Here is a 13667-nt window from a genome sequence, read left to right as displayed (position 1 = left end):
GGCCAAACAATGAGCGGGACCATCCTTCGCGAGCGCGCACTATCCGGTAAAATTGTGGCCGCGCCGGGGGTCTATGACATGATGTCGCTATTGCTGGCCAACCGGCACGGCTTCAGCGCGCATTATGCCTCAGGCTATTGGAACGCAGCAGCGACATTGGGCGAGCCGGATCTTAGCATTGCCGGATATCGCGATTTCATTACCCCGTTTGCCCGCTTGGCCGAGAAAAGCACAGCGCCAATCATCGCGGACGCTGACACCGGATTTGGCAGCTTGGCCAGCCTCGATCATTGCGTGAGAGGGTATCGGCGCGCAGGGATTGCCGCGATCCAGCTAGAAGATCAGCCTTTCCCAAAGAAATGCGGCCATTTTGGCGGTGTGCCCGTCGTTCCTGCCGCGGAGATGTGCGCGCGGATCAAGCTCGCTGTGGAAGCCCGCGAAGGCGGCGACATGGTCATCATTGCGCGCACGGATGCCATTGGCGCAGAGGGCTTGGATGCAGCATTGGACAGGCTGAAAGCTTATGGTGATGCAGGTGCGGATTGGTTGTTTCTTGAAGCACCACGAAACGCGGAAGAAATCGCCCGCGCAGCGCAAACTCTCGACCTACCGCTAATGATCAATGCCGCGCATGGCGGAAAGACACCGATCCTGAGGCCCTCAGAATACGAAGCGCTGGGCGTGTCCGTTGTCATCTATCCCGCCGGCGCACCGCTCAGCGCATCTGCGGCGGCAGACAAATTCTTTGCAGACCTCAGCCAAGATGACGCAAACCCCAGCGGTGAAGGCTGGTTCGCTTTCAGCGACATGAACACTTTGATGGGCAAGGATAGGATAGAGGAACTGCAAGAACGCTTTGGCCAAGCGTGAGCCAGCTAAACTTTGCCGCCCTCGACCTCTGCAAGTTCCTGACCGATGTTGATCGCGGTTTCTTCCAAATCGGCTAGATAGCGTTCAGCAACTTCAACATTCGTCATGGCAGACGCAAAGTAGATTAGCGTTAGCGTGCCCACGATATCGCCATTGCCGTCCCAAAAAATCGGCACTGCAATGGACGACGTTTTACCTGCATCGGCAGTGTAGGTGTTGCGATTGTGAACTGCAAATCCCTTTGCCCGTATATCTTTGAGAACCGCATTATCGCCAACCATGACAAGCCCGACGCGGGATGTGTCGTTTTCAGTCATGCGCCAACCTTCAACGATCGCATCCAGCTCCGCTTCGTCGCAATGCGCGATATACGCCTTACCCGATGCGCATTCCGAAATGGGCAAGGTGTAACCCGGGTAGTAATTGGTGAAAGTGAGGCTGGTTTGGCCATGAGTGGAATCGCGCACCATCATGCTGGTGCCCACACGCGTCGCGAGCGAGATAGGCCAATTCACATGCTCGGTTAGATTAACCAGATGATCGCGGGCAACGCTGACCAAGGCGTCTTCGGCCTGGTAACCAGTCGAGAGAGTTTGGACGAGAGCCGTCGCTCGGTATCGCTTGCGCGATGGCTCGCGCTCAATCATGCCCTCGTGGATCAGCGTTTGCACGATCCGGCAGGCGGTCGGATAAGGGATTTCTGCAGCTCGGGATATTCCCATCATGGAAATGGGCCCAATCCGGTTGACCGCCTGAATGACCGCTAAGCCGCGGCTGATTGCTCTGATGGGCACTCCGCGATCTAGTTTTGCTTCGGCCACTTCTACTCCATCGGTGCACTCGATTGGATCAAAGCTACCCTCACCCTCTGTGCTTTGCAATGCAGCCTCATCACCCGCTGCGGCTCGCGCTATAAAGTCCATAAACCCACCTAGTGCATCTCTTCACCGCCAGAGACATTCATGGCCTCACCAGTGACATAGGCCGCATCATCACTGGCCAGCCATGCACAGGCCGCCGCAATGTCGCTGGGTAGCCCAGTGCGTCCCGACGGATTACGCGCGCGCATGTCGGCGAGATAATCATCGACATTGGCGAAGCCTTTGTACTCCGCGAAATAGGCGTTCTGTTTCTCGCCCAGGCCAGTTGTCACATGGTTCGGGCACACGGCGTTGACGGTGATCTTTTTCGGAGCCAGCTCAACCGCAGCCGAGCGCGTGAGGCCGATCATGCCGTGTTTTGAGCTGCAATAGGGCACCATATGCGGAAAGCCGCTTTTTGCCGCTTGGCTGGCAATATTAATGATCCGGCCTGCCTTGCCTTGGCTGGTCATATGCTGAGCTGCTGCCTTTGTGCAGTGAAACGCGCCCGATAGATTAACGTCGATCACCGCGCGCCATTCATCTGCGCTGGTGCCGAGTAAGGATTTCATGATGTAGCCAATGCCGGCATTGTTGATCATCACATCAACACCGCCAAAGTGCTGGACCGCCGCATCAACCATAGCCTGACAGCTATCATCATCGCGAACATCGCAGGCAATGGTCATCGTCTGCCCGCCGCGCTCGGTCAGTTCCTGAGCGACCTCTTCCATTTCAGTGGTCGAGCCAATGTGGTCTGCGCCCATATGCTCTGTCGGTGCGCCAATATCGGAGACCACGCAATTGGCCCCTTCATCGGCAAATCTTTGAAGGATACCCTGCCCCAAACCTTTGTGCCGGCCGGAGCCAGTGACAATCACGGTTTTCCCAGCAAAACGTGCCACGGCTAAAGCGCCTCTGTCAGGATGAACTCAGGGTTATCGGCGAATTCCCCAAACGCTGATGCGACTTTCTGAAACGCCTCTGTCGAGGTTTGCGCGCCAAATGCGTCCATGTCGTTGACGTCGATAATCTCAATGTACTCGTAGCTCGGCTTGGCATCGCTGCCCAGAACGCCGGATGATCGCAAAACGTCAAATCCGTCGACCGATGAAAGAGCGTTGACCCCTGGAATGTCGACTGACTTCGCCCACTCTTCATAAGCTGCGACATCAGCGTCGGATTTGAGATTGAACAGAGCGATGATTTTCATAGCGCTTTTCCCATTTTTCGAGAGGGCAGAGCTAAGCAAAGCTGCCGCCTTAAACGGACAATTCAGCCAGTTTGGTCGCAGCGCGGATATTTTCGACCTCCAAGCCATCTGGCTCGCTGCCCTTGGGATAGTTCCCATCCCTATCAAACGGAGTATGTCTGCCATGAGCGAAGACCCAATGGATTGGATTTCACTTGCCGGCAAAAAGGCGAAGGGCAAACGGCCCACATATTTTGACGCGCCCGAGAATGAGCGGATGTTGTCGATCCTGATGGCATTGGTGGCTGAGGTCTCCGTGGTCCGCGAACGGCTCGACACGGTTGAGAGGTTGCTGGACGAAAAGGGTTCAATCAACCGCGAGGACATCGAAACCTATGCGCCTGATCGCGATGCTGCCTTCGAACGCGGCCTCAAGACACGCGAATATATCGCAAGGGTCATGCGCGGTGTGCAGCAATCAATGGAGGCTATGCAAAAGCAAGAGCCTGACCTTGAACAGGTGAGCAAAGAAATTCGCGACAGCTAAAGGCGGTCAGCCTCTCTCCCACTGATCCAGCATCCCGGCGCCGGTTGTGAACGCGATGTCGGGGTTCTGACTCAGCCCGTCGATCAGTGTTTCAAACGCATCAATTCGAAACGGCAAACCACTGATGTAAGGCGTTAGATGCAGCGGCAGCATACGCCCGCCAAACTGCTTCGCTTCTTTGAGCAACCACTCGCTCGCATCGTCGATTTGCTTAGCATAGCTGTCCATCGAATGCTGCTGCACATTGATGATTTGCCTGTCCGACAGCTCATGATTGAGCGGCAGATTGGCAATCGCGCCGCTGCCTGTTTCAAATCGATAGGGCAGCTCGTCATTGACCCAATCGCACATAAAACGCGCGCCTGCCTCGGCGAGCAAACGCGGCGTGTTGAAGCTTTGCGAGCGGGCAATGGATAGCCAGCCTTCCGGCCGCTTTCCCGTCGCGCTTTCGATCTGGTCAAAGCTCTTCGCGATAAGATCGCGCTCGTCCGCCTCACTCATACCGCTGGCGATTGTGCCGTTCATATCGACGGAATGGGCGATGATCTCGTGCCCGCCTGAAACAATGTCAGACACAAGCTGCGGATAGCGCCCAGCTATGGCCGAATTCATCGCAACCGATACCGCATGGCCGCGTTTCTCAAACGCATCCAGCAGCCTGTAAATGCCGATACGCGTGCCATATTCGCGCGCAGTGTAGTGCCGATAATCGGGATAGGCCGTTTGCATATGGCCGGGCGCACGAAACGGATCATCATCCGGCACCATCGGAAAATATTCAAGGCTGATCACCGGCCAGACCAGCAAGTCTTTTCCGTCATCCCAGGTGATGTTGGGCCGCGAAAACATGTTGCTGTAGGGATAGAGCGAATGATCCATCCCGCGCTGGCGCTTTGGGTATTCGAGATAGGCCGGGTCCAAGCTCATGCAGTCTGCTCCCGAAAGCTATCGACGATTGCGCCAGCCGTGGTAATCCATGCCCTGCCGTCGCTGGCGATATGTTCGAGCACCCGCTCAAACGCGCCGATCCGATGCGGCTGACCAATCAGATAGCTGTGCAGCGGGATGCACATGACCGTGCCAGAGGCCGCGCCTTCCTTGGCCAGCCGATCATATTGCCGGATCAACGTATCGGCATATTCGCGCGGCGACATGTTGTAGATGAAGAAGCCATAATGATCATTTACCTCCAACGAATAAGGGATCGCCGTCAGGCTGCCCTTGGCCACATTCACCTTCGTCGGTTGATCGTCGTGATAAAGGTCGCAGGTGTAATCAAGGCCGTATTCCGCAAGGAGATCCAGCGTGCGCGGTGTGTGGGTTAAAGCTGGTGCGAGCCAACCGCGAATGCGTTGCCCCGTCGCCTTCTCAACCGTAGCGATGGAATCTTCGATAATCGCGCGTTCTTGCGCCTCGTCCATGCCGTAAGAATAGCGAGTGTTGTAAATGCCGTGGCTGAAGAACTCCCAGCCGCGTTCCCTAGCATCGTCGACGACTTCTGGGATATGATCACACAATGCGACCGAGAGGCTGACTGAACCGGGAAAGCCATGGCGGCTCATCATCTCCGCCATGCGCCAATGCGATACGCGGTTGGCATGATCGCGGTGGCTGTACCCCACCACATCGGGATGCGGTTTAGCCCACGATTTGCGATGCGGATTGGCCGGCGGGTCGAGCTCGTAAAATTCCAGATTGGGCGCGACCCAGACCGCGCAGGTCTTGCCTTCTGGCCAAACGAGTTTGTCGCGCCCGCGATAGGGCTGATATTGATACAGTCCCGGATCGCTCTTTTGAGCGGTCATCCGCGGGACTCCAGCCATTCAATCACAGCAGAAACCGGCTCCACATCGGCATATTTGATCTGCAAATCGGTGAGATTGGCAAAGTGATAGCTCTCATGCTTATCCGCGCATGTCTCAATCGGCACGATGGTGCGAAAGCCGTGGCTTAACGCATCCACCGCCGTTGCCCTGACGCAGCCTGACGTCGACCCGCCTGTAACAACAACTGTGTCGACCTTGTGCCAAGTCAGATAGCTGGCCGAGCTGCGTTTCGAAAAATGCGCTCGGCATCCGTTTGGTATAGCAGAGATCATCGCTGCCAATGTCACAGCGCGGATCAAACTCGTGCCGGGGCGAGCCATATCGAATGTTCTGAAGCGAGTCCTCAGTATCCGTCCTCGTCCCCCAAACACCCGCATCGCTCGCATCACTTTTGTAAGCAACGCGGCTCCAGATAATCGGCATTTTGGCAGCACGAGCGAGGCTGGATATCGTATTGATATACTCGATCTGACGTGGATCGGTTTCATAGGCGGTTTTGAACATGTCGGTTCGAGTATAAGCTTGCTGGACATCGACATTGACGATCGCAAGCTTTGATCCAAAGCCGAATTTCTTGCGCGCAGGATTGGCCACTAGCTCTTCGAATATCTGCCGAGCGGTCCGGCCATCCTCGATCATTTTCGTGCCAATTTGCGCCATCACAAACCTCCAGTGGTATGCGCAAATCTATGCGGTCCGGCGGGAGCGCTGAGCAGGCCAATTGCGAGAATTAGTCGCACAGCGAGTATTTGGGCACGAATGCTGTGTCATACCGCCCAGATTCTTGCGATTATAGCGTATGGCAACAACGTTGTTCGACAAGATATGGTATCGTCATCTGATCAAGCCGCTTGCCGCGCGCAATGCGCTGATCGCGATTGACCGTGTGTTCCTGCATGAGCGGACAGGCGCGGTTGCGCTCAATTCCCTCAAACAGGCTGGCCGAAAACCGGATGACCCAGCCCGCGTATTTTGCGTGATGGACCATATCGTAGATACCCGGCCAGGGCGCAGCGATCAGACATTGATGCCCGGCGGGCAGGCCTTCATCACAGAGACCCGTCAAGCAGTAGTCGAGGCTGGCATCCATTTGTTCGATGTGAATGACGCAGATCAAGGCATCACCCATGTGATCTCACCAGAGCTAGGGATTGTCCTGCCCGGCTGCACGCTAATCGCACCCGACAGCCACACTTGCACTCAAGGTGCGTTCGGCGCGCTGGCTTGGGGTGTAGGCTCTTCTGAAGCTGAGCACGCGATGGCTACAGGCACATTGAGGGTAAAGCGGCCCGATACGATGCGGGTCAAGTTTGAAGGCCGGTTGGATCAGGGTGTCAGCGCCAAAGACATGATCCTGTCGCTGATTGCGCAATATTCAGCATCGGGCGGGCGCGGAAAGGTGATCGAGTTTTGCGGGCAGGCTGTTCGCGAACTCGACATGGAAGCGCGCATGACCTTGTGCAACATGGCGACTGAATTTGGCGCGATGAGCGCGATCATTGCGCCTGATGAGAAGACTTTCGAATACCTTCAAAACCGACGCTTTGCGCCAACGGGCGCGACATGGGGCGCAGCCTTGGCCGATTGGCAAAGCCTCAGCAGCGATCTAGATGCCACCTTTGACGAGGAGATCGCGATTGATGCGAGTTCCATTGCGCCAATGATCACTTGGGGGACCAGCGGCGACGCGGCGGTCGCAATCAATGGCGCGGTGCCCAACGACGCCGACGAGCAAATGCTTAGCTATATGGCGCTCGAACCCGGGCAAGCATTGATCGGCCTGCCAATTGATGCAGCCTTTATCGGCAGTTGCACCAATTCGCGCCTTAGCGACCTGCGACGAGCGGCGGATGTTCTAAGAGGGAAAAAGGTAGCCGCCGGGACGACAGCGGTTTGCGTACCTGGATCATCGGCGGTAAAGCGCGCGGCCGAGGATGAAGGGCTCGACCGCATCTTTCAGGAAGCCGGGTTCGAATGGCGCGAGAGCGGGTGTTCGATGTGCTTTTTCGCAGGGGGGAGAGCTTTGCCGAGGGCGCGCGCGTGGTCAGCTCCACAAACCGCAGCTTCCGCAATCGCCAGGGGCATTTGGTCAAAACCCATATTGCCAGCCCGGAACTGGTCGCCGCCAGCGCGATCAGGGGCGCAATCGCAGACCATCGGGAATCCGTCTGATGGGAACACCGCTCACAACAATCACATCTATGGCCGCGCCTTTGCTGACGGCGAACATCGACACGGATCAGATCATTCCCTCGCGCGAAATGCGCTCTACGGGTAGAACCGGGCTGGCCAAAGGGCTTTTTGCAGGGGCGCGTTATCTGCCAGGAAGCGATTATCAGCCTGACCCAGCTTTCGTGTTTAATGATCCGCAATTCGCCGGCGCTCAGATAATCTTGGCTGGCGAGAACTTCGGTTGCGGCTCCAGCCGCGAACACGCGGTTTGGGCGCTGGTTGAATATGGCATCCACGTTGTCATCGCGCCCAGTTTTGCGCCGATTTTTGAGAACAATTGCTCGCGCAATGGGGTGCTGTGCGCGGCTTTGCCCATGAATGTGATTGAGCCGTTGGCGGGTCACACCGAAGCGATCAGCGTCGATCTACCCAATCAGACCGTTACCTCCGCCGATGGCCAGTCTTGGCATTTCCCGATGGATGAAGAGGTCAAGACGATGCTGATCGGCGGATTGGATTCAATCGCGCTGACCCTCAAACACGCTGAGGACATCAAAGGCTGGCAAGCCGCAGATCAAGCCCAGCGGCCATGGATCTATCCGCAATGAAACGCTCAGGAAGCATATGGAATAGGCCGTCATAGTGACCAACGCCATCACAATCAGCGAAGTCGGTCCGCGCGACGGGTTGCAAAGCATCGACACGGTCATGCCGCTTGAGGCGAAGAAAGCGTGGATCGCGGCGGAAGCGGCCGCCGGCATAAGCGAGATCGAAGTGGGCAGCTTTGTGCCGCCTGCGCTTTTGCCGCAAATGGCCGATACCGCCGAAGTGGTCGCCTTTGCCAAGACCATACCGAACCTCGATGTGGCAGTGCTCGTACCCAATCTGAAAGGGGCCGAGCGCGCCATTGCCGCAGGGGCGGACAAGATATCGATCCCCCTCTCGATGTCGGAAACGCATAGCCTGAACAATGTGCGCAGAACCCATGCGCAAATGATCGACGAAATCCAAGCCATCGCAGAGTTGGTTCGGCAACAGCCCGAGGCGCGACGCCCCTATTTCGAAGTGGGTTTATCGACCGCTTTCGGATGCACGATGGAAGGCGCGATTCCCGCCAGTCAGATCACCCGATTGGCCGAACAGGCCATCGCCGCAGGGGCGCAGGAATTGTGCCTGTCAGACACGACAGGATACGCCAATCCCGCTCAGGTTCGCGACCTAGTGCGCCAAGTCAAAAGCGCGGTTGGCGATGACAGGCTGAACTCGCTGCACCTCCACAACACCCGCGGGATTGGCCTTGCCAATGTTGTCGCAGGACTAGAGGTCGGCATCACCACGTTCGACGCCTCCTTATGCGGTTTGGGCGGATGCCCATTCGCGCCCGGCGCATCGGGCAATATCGTGACAGAAGACCTCGTCTTCATGCTAAGCGCAATGGGGCTGGATTGCGGGATTGATCTGGAGGCGCTGCTCAAAGTGCGCGAGATTTTGGCCGAGGCACTGCCGGGCGAGCCGCTCTATGGCTTTACCGCCGATGCGGGCGTTCCTCTCGGGTTCGAACACGCAACGCCAAAGGCGGTGACAGCATGACAGATACGAACACACCCTCCCCGCTCGCCGGTCTTAAGGTTGTTGAGTTCACCCATATGGTCATGGGGCCAACAGTGGGCGCGATCTTGGCATCGCTTGGCGCGAAGGTGACCCGAGTGGAGCCTGTCGGCGGAGACCGGACACGCCAATTGCGCGGATCAGGCGCGGGCTATTTCCCGATGTATAACCGCCACAAATCGAGCATTTGCCTCAACCTCAAGCTCGGTGATGGCCAAAAAATCGCGCGCGAATTGATTGGGCAGTCGGATATTTTGGTCGAGAATTACCGCCCCGGCGCAATGGACCGACTTGGCCTTGGCTATGAGGCTGCAGCGGCGATCAATGAACGACTGATCTATTGCTCGCAAAAAGGGTTCCTGCCCGGCCCCTATGAAAACCGAACCGCGCTAGATGAAGTCGCGCAGATGATGGGTGGGCTAGCCTATATGACCGGCCCGCCGGGCAAGCCGTTGCGAGCAGGGGCCAGCGTTATCGATGTGGCAGGCGGCATGTTTGGCGTGATCGGCATTCTCGCCGCCGTGGAAGAACGCCATCGGACAGGTCGGGGGCAAAAGGTGCAGTCATCTTTGTTCGAGACGACCGCCTATCTGGTGGGTCAGCATATGGCCCAATTGGCCGTCACTGGTGAGGCGGCGCAGCCCATGCCCGTGCGGGTTTCTGCCTGGGCGATCTATGATGTGTTTCAAACCAAGGATGAGCCCATCTTTATCGGTGTGGTCTCTGATCCCCTTTGGGCGAAATTCTGCGACGTGTTTGATCTGAAAGAACTTTGGGCCAATGAGGCGCTGCGCGAAAACAATGCGCGCGTGGCGGCGCGCGATACAATCATGCCGCAGATCCGCACGCTGATGCAGCAATTCACCCAATCGCAAATCATCAGTAAGATCGAAGGCACCGGCATTCCCTTTGCCCCGATCAGCAGGCCGGAAGACTTGTTCGAAGACGAACATCTCAAGGCATCGGGTGCGTTGGAGAACGTGACGCTCAGCAACGGCACGACCACCGCCCTGCCCACTTTGCCCATCGAAATGAACGGTCGGCTGCTATCGCGGGATGCCGATCTGGTAAAACCAAGCCAAGACGCCCGCACAGTTCTGGCCGAATTGGGCTATTCACCCGAAGCGATTGATGAATTGGCGGCAAACGGCGTTACACAAACCGATTAGCCGCTAGCCAAACCAGCATGAGGAAAATGCATGTTTGAATATGACTATGTCCCGATTACCGAGCGCGGCCCATTGCATTGGCCGGGCGATGCGCGGGTCGCCTTGGTCATCACGATCAACATGGAAACATGGGATCTGACCAAGGACACGGATCAGCCCTATTATGCCGGCGGCCCAGCTTTGCTGCCCAATATGCTGGCGGGGCGTATCCCCGATTATCCCAATTACGGCTGGCGCGAATATGGTCAGCGCGTGGGTGTGTGGCGGATTATTGAGATGCTCGACGAGCTGGGCGCGAAAGCCAGTTGCACCACCAATGCGGTAACATTCGAACGGCGCGGCGCGATGACGCAGGCCTGTCTTGATCGCGGGTGGGAACTCATCGCCCACAATTACGAGCAAGGCGAATTGCTGACCGATTTTCACGATGATCCCGCCGCTGAACGCGACATCATCCGGCGCTCCATCGAAATCTATGAAAAGCATGTCGGTAAACGGCCACAAGGCTGGCTGTCATCCAGCCTGCGAGGGACGCTCAACACGCCGACCATTTTGGCCGAAGAAGGCTTCCAGTTTTACTGCGACATTATGAATGACGATCAGCCCTATATGATCCGAACCGATGCTGGCCCGCTGGTTGCCGTCCCCTATTCCAACGTCATCAATGATTTCACCATCGTCACGCGCAACATGCGCACCACCGATGAGTATCGCGACCTTTTAATCGAGGAGCTGACCGTGCTCCACAAGGAAGGCGAGACCCAGCCGCGCATAATGAATGTCGGCCTGCATCCGCATGTTTCGGGCCGCGCCCATATGATCCGCGCTTTGCGTGAATTCATCGAATTTGCGCAAGGGTTGGACGGCATCTGTTGGCCCACCCGCCAAGAGATCGCAGAACACTATTCCAAACAGCACGAAACCCACATCCCTGGGCAGCTAACAGCGAAAGACGATTTAGCATGAGCGAGATTTCGGTAAGTTCGATTGCGCCCGGTGCTGCGGCGCAGGCCTTTCTGGATCGGGAAAAGCATAAGCTCTTCATCAATGGCGAATGGGTGGATGCAGCAGCGGGCGGCCACTTCGCGACGCATGATCCGGCCACAGGCGAAGTGATTGGCCAGATCGCCCAAGGAAGCGCGCAGGATGTGGAGCGCGCAGTCGCTGCTGCTCGCGCAGCCTTTGATACTGGTCCATGGAGCGCCATGACGCCAATGGAGCGCAGCGGCGCTCTTCACCGGATCGCTGATCTGATCGAGGCGAACATTGAAGAACTGGCCGAGCTGGAAACGCTCGACCAAGGCAAGGCGCTCTATGTCGGGCGCTGGGCCGAAATCCCCGGAGCCGCGGCGCAGTTCCGCTATTTCGCAGGACTAGCCCCAGCCATCGAAGGCTCCTCCATTCCCACCTCGATCAATTATCAGCCAGAGGGCAAAGAGATATTCGCTTACACCCGCAAGGAAGCCGTGGGCGTTGTCGGGGCCATCGTGCCATGGAACAGCCCGCTGGTGCTGACAGCGATGAAGCTTGCCCCCGCTCTTGCCGCGGGTTGCACAGTGGTTTTGAAACCGGCGGAAGACACATCTCTCACCGCGATCCGTCTGGTCGAATTGATGGCGGAGGCTGGCCTTCCCGCAGGTGTCATCAACCTTGTCACGGGGCTCGGCGCGGAGGCCGGCTCGCACCTTGCCTCGCATAATGATGTGAACAAGATCGCCTTTACCGGATCAACCGCCACGGGCCGCGCGATTGTTGAGGCGTCGATGGGCAATCTCAAACGCGTCACGCTGGAATTGGGCGGCAAATCGCCGGTTATCGTGATGCCCGATGCAGACCTTGATGCAGCGATACCGGGCGCAGCCAATGCGATCTTCTTCAACGGCGGGCAAGTCTGCATCGCGGGCTCGCGGCTCTATGCGCATTCGAGCGTCTATGATCAGGTGGTCGAGGGCATTGTAGCGGCGGCGAAATCAATCAAACTTGGCCACGGCCTAGATCCCGAAACCCATATGGGCCCGCTGGTTTCGCCCCAGCATGCCGCCAAGGTCGCAAGCTATATCCAATCCGCGCGCGATGAGGGCGGCACTATTCATTGCGGCGGTAATGTCACCGGCGCCAATGCCAGTTTTGTCGAACCCACCGTTATCACTGGCCTAGCGCCTGACGCTAAGGCGCTTTGCGAGGAAATCTTCGGCCCCGTCTTGGTGATCCAGAGCTTCGAAGACGTCGAAGAAGTTATCGCCGCTGCAAATGACAGCGAATATGGCCTTGCTGCCGGCATCTGGTCAGAGGGGCTCTCCAATGCCACGCGCCTCGCCAACCGCTTGAATGCAGGCACGGTGTGGATCAACAGCCACGCCATGTATGACGCATCGCTGCCCATCGGGGGCACCAAACAATCAGGCTATGGCCGCGATAGCGGGCAGGCAGCGCTTGAAAACTACTTGGAGCTTAAGACGGTTTGCGCCGTCGTATGAGCGTGCACTCGCTCAGGCATGGCTCGATCCTATGTGTCACCGCTGCGGTACCGGACTTGGATTTGGCGCTCGACGATTACCACGGACGCTTAGGTCTTAGGCTCGTCTCTGAAGGCGAAGTGTCGCCGCAAGAGGCGCTGTCGTGGCAGGCCGATGATGTGGCCAGAAACCGGCAAGCGGTGCTGCAACCCATATCAGGCGCGGAGAGCTTTATCCGGCTGATCGAGCAACCTTTGCCAGACGGATTCCGCGCGACACAGACTTACGGCTGGGCCGCGTTTGAGCTGAGCGTGGAAGATGCCTTTCAATGGCCAGCGATCTTGAAAGGCAGCGGCTTCGATATTGTCGGTCCGCCCCGTCATATCGCCGGGCTGGACCACCTCATTGCCATGCAAATGGTCGGGCGCGGTCAGGAGATGATCTATCTCAACGAAGTGCGCGACAACACGCCGAGTACTGATCTTCCCAAAGCGCAGTGCCCCGTCGATCTGACCTTCATCTGCATTCTGGCAGCAAAGGATAGGCAGCGCGCCGTGCAGTGGTACTGCGACGAGCTGGGCCTTGATGAGAGCGAGACCCACACCATCCCCTATTCCTCGATCAATCGCGCGTTTGATCTGCCAACCGATCATCAAACCAGCCTGACCATGGTTCATAAGGGACGCATGCCGATCATCGAGGTGGATGGTTATCCCGATGCAGCGATCGAACGCCCTGTTGCGCCTGGCCATCTGCCGCCGGGCAATGCCATTGTAACGCTGGCGGTGGATAGTTTGGACCAGATTGGCCTCGCCCCGATCACTGGCATCCGATCAGAAAAGGGTGCACCCTATCTGGGCCGGCGATCAGCTACGTTCGCTGGGCCCGAGAGTGAGCTGATCGAACTGGTAGAAATTTGCTGATACACTCCAAGTTGGACGCAGCCCATGGTGGGGACATAAATGAC

15 protein-coding genes and 1 pseudogene are annotated in these 13667 nt (G+C 57.4%); 9 read left to right on the top strand and 7 right to left on the bottom strand.

The window, feature by feature from the left end:
- Nucleotides 1-9 precede the first annotated feature (9 nt).
- Nucleotides 10-870, top strand: a complete 861-nt coding sequence (locus tag AC0V6M_RS08645; RefSeq protein ID WP_486138413.1) for an isocitrate lyase/PEP mutase family protein — start codon at nucleotides 10-12, stop codon at nucleotides 868-870.
- Between the two features lie 5 nt (nucleotides 871-875).
- Here AC0V6M_RS08645 and AC0V6M_RS08640 read toward each other — a convergent pair whose 3' ends face one another.
- From AC0V6M_RS08640 to AC0V6M_RS08630, 3 genes are read right to left on the bottom strand one after another with little or no spacing between them, the layout of a single operon-like run.
- Nucleotides 876-1793, bottom strand: a complete 918-nt coding sequence (locus AC0V6M_RS08640) for an IclR family transcriptional regulator domain-containing protein (RefSeq protein WP_486138412.1) — start codon at nucleotides 1791-1793, stop codon at nucleotides 876-878.
- Nucleotides 1794-1801: 8 nt separating this feature from the next.
- Nucleotides 1802-2635 carry an SDR family NAD(P)-dependent oxidoreductase gene (locus tag AC0V6M_RS08635; RefSeq protein WP_486138411.1) on the bottom strand — a complete coding sequence of 278 codons (834 nt, stop codon included), beginning with the start codon at nucleotides 2633-2635 and terminating at the stop codon, nucleotides 1802-1804.
- Nucleotides 2636-2637: 2 nt separating this feature from the next.
- Nucleotides 2638-2943, bottom strand: a complete 306-nt coding sequence (locus AC0V6M_RS08630) for an REDY-like protein HapK (RefSeq protein ID WP_486138410.1) — start codon at nucleotides 2941-2943, stop codon at nucleotides 2638-2640.
- Between the two features lie 163 nt (nucleotides 2944-3106).
- On the opposite strand from AC0V6M_RS08630, the gene AC0V6M_RS08625 reads away from it, so the two are divergent.
- Nucleotides 3107-3469, top strand: coding sequence for a hypothetical protein (locus AC0V6M_RS08625; protein ID WP_486138409.1), 363 nt, complete (start codon nucleotides 3107-3109; stop codon nucleotides 3467-3469).
- A 6-nt stretch (nucleotides 3470-3475) separates the two neighbouring features.
- On the opposite strand, the gene AC0V6M_RS08620 is transcribed toward AC0V6M_RS08625, so the two are convergent.
- The 4 genes and pseudogenes from AC0V6M_RS08620 to AC0V6M_RS08605 form a co-directional block, all read right to left on the bottom strand.
- A complete protein-coding gene (locus AC0V6M_RS08620; RefSeq protein WP_486138408.1) occupies nucleotides 3476-4396 on the bottom strand; it encodes a polysaccharide deacetylase family protein in 921 nt (306 codons plus the stop codon).
- Nucleotides 4393-5274, bottom strand: a complete 882-nt coding sequence (locus tag AC0V6M_RS08615) for a polysaccharide deacetylase family protein (RefSeq protein ID WP_486138407.1) — start codon at nucleotides 5272-5274, stop codon at nucleotides 4393-4395. Before AC0V6M_RS08615 ends, AC0V6M_RS08620 begins: the two co-directional genes overlap by 4 nt.
- Nucleotides 5271-5567, bottom strand: coding sequence for an isochorismatase family protein (locus AC0V6M_RS08610; RefSeq protein WP_486138406.1), 297 nt, complete (start codon nucleotides 5565-5567; stop codon nucleotides 5271-5273). Before AC0V6M_RS08610 ends, AC0V6M_RS08615 begins: the two co-directional genes overlap by 4 nt.
- Before the next feature lie 25 nt (nucleotides 5568-5592).
- Nucleotides 5593-5799 (bottom strand): annotated as a pseudogene (locus tag AC0V6M_RS08605) (isochorismatase family protein); the annotation flags it as partial.
- Nucleotides 5800-6106: 307 nt separating this feature from the next.
- Here AC0V6M_RS08605 and AC0V6M_RS08600 point away from each other — a divergent pair.
- Genes AC0V6M_RS08600 through AC0V6M_RS08570 form a run of 7 tightly spaced genes read left to right on the top strand, consistent with a single transcriptional unit; the run spans nucleotide 6107 to nucleotide 13623 of the window.
- Nucleotides 6107-7573 (top strand): 3-isopropylmalate dehydratase large subunit, encoded by a 1467-nt coding sequence (locus AC0V6M_RS08600; RefSeq protein WP_486138405.1) that lies wholly within the window; start codon nucleotides 6107-6109, stop codon nucleotides 7571-7573.
- Nucleotides 7497-8075 (top strand): 3-isopropylmalate dehydratase small subunit, encoded by a 579-nt coding sequence (gene leuD, locus AC0V6M_RS08595; RefSeq protein ID WP_486138404.1) that lies wholly within the window; start codon nucleotides 7497-7499, stop codon nucleotides 8073-8075. Before AC0V6M_RS08600 ends, leuD begins: the two co-directional genes overlap by 77 nt.
- 34 nt (nucleotides 8076-8109) lie before the next feature.
- Nucleotides 8110-9057: a hydroxymethylglutaryl-CoA lyase gene (locus AC0V6M_RS08590; RefSeq protein WP_486138403.1), complete on the top strand. Its 948-nt coding sequence runs from the start codon at nucleotides 8110-8112 to the stop codon at nucleotides 9055-9057.
- Nucleotides 9054-10244 carry a CaiB/BaiF CoA transferase family protein gene (locus tag AC0V6M_RS08585; protein WP_486138402.1) on the top strand — a complete coding sequence of 397 codons (1191 nt, stop codon included), beginning with the start codon at nucleotides 9054-9056 and terminating at the stop codon, nucleotides 10242-10244. The genes AC0V6M_RS08590 and AC0V6M_RS08585 overlap by 4 nt, the downstream gene beginning before the upstream one ends.
- 30 nt (nucleotides 10245-10274) lie before the next feature.
- On the top strand, nucleotides 10275-11210 hold the full coding sequence (locus AC0V6M_RS08580; RefSeq protein ID WP_486138401.1) for a polysaccharide deacetylase family protein: 936 nt from the start codon (nucleotides 10275-10277) through the stop codon (nucleotides 11208-11210).
- Nucleotides 11207-12721 carry an aldehyde dehydrogenase family protein gene (locus AC0V6M_RS08575; RefSeq protein WP_486138400.1) on the top strand — a complete coding sequence of 505 codons (1515 nt, stop codon included), beginning with the start codon at nucleotides 11207-11209 and terminating at the stop codon, nucleotides 12719-12721. The genes AC0V6M_RS08580 and AC0V6M_RS08575 overlap by 4 nt, the downstream gene beginning before the upstream one ends.
- Nucleotides 12706-13623, top strand: coding sequence for a VOC family protein (locus AC0V6M_RS08570; protein WP_486138399.1), 918 nt, complete (start codon nucleotides 12706-12708; stop codon nucleotides 13621-13623). The genes AC0V6M_RS08575 and AC0V6M_RS08570 overlap by 16 nt, the downstream gene beginning before the upstream one ends.
- Nucleotides 13624-13667: the final 44 nt, after the last annotated feature.

The organism is Erythrobacter sp. JB3-1, assembly GCF_057364995.1.
This window is presented reverse-complemented; position numbering and strand designations above follow the sequence as displayed.

Bases quoted from the DNA above. Each gene is read 5' to 3' on its own strand.
- AC0V6M_RS08645 (WP_486138413.1), top strand. From the start codon at position 10: ATGAGCGGGACCATCCTTCGCGAGCGCGCACTATCCGGTAAAATTGTG.
- AC0V6M_RS08640 (WP_486138412.1), bottom strand. From the start codon at position 1,793: ATGGACTTTATAGCGCGAGCCGCAGCGGGTGATGAGGCTGCATTGCAA.
- AC0V6M_RS08630 (WP_486138410.1), bottom strand. From the start codon at position 2,943: ATGAAAATCATCGCTCTGTTCAATCTCAAATCCGACGCTGATGTCGCA.
- AC0V6M_RS08625 (WP_486138409.1), top strand. From the start codon at position 3,107: ATGAGCGAAGACCCAATGGATTGGATTTCACTTGCCGGCAAAAAGGCG.
- AC0V6M_RS08620 (WP_486138408.1), bottom strand. From the start codon at position 4,396: ATGAGCTTGGACCCGGCCTATCTCGAATACCCAAAGCGCCAGCGCGGG.
- AC0V6M_RS08615 (WP_486138407.1), bottom strand. From the start codon at position 5,274: ATGACCGCTCAAAAGAGCGATCCGGGACTGTATCAATATCAGCCCTAT.
- AC0V6M_RS08610 (WP_486138406.1), bottom strand. From the start codon at position 5,567: ATGATCTCTGCTATACCAAACGGATGCCGAGCGCATTTTTCGAAACGC.
- leuD (WP_486138404.1), top strand. From the start codon at position 7,497: ATGGCCGCGCCTTTGCTGACGGCGAACATCGACACGGATCAGATCATT.
- AC0V6M_RS08585 (WP_486138402.1), top strand. From the start codon at position 9,054: ATGACAGATACGAACACACCCTCCCCGCTCGCCGGTCTTAAGGTTGTT.
- AC0V6M_RS08580 (WP_486138401.1), top strand. From the start codon at position 10,275: ATGTTTGAATATGACTATGTCCCGATTACCGAGCGCGGCCCATTGCAT.
- AC0V6M_RS08575 (WP_486138400.1), top strand. From the start codon at position 11,207: ATGAGCGAGATTTCGGTAAGTTCGATTGCGCCCGGTGCTGCGGCGCAG.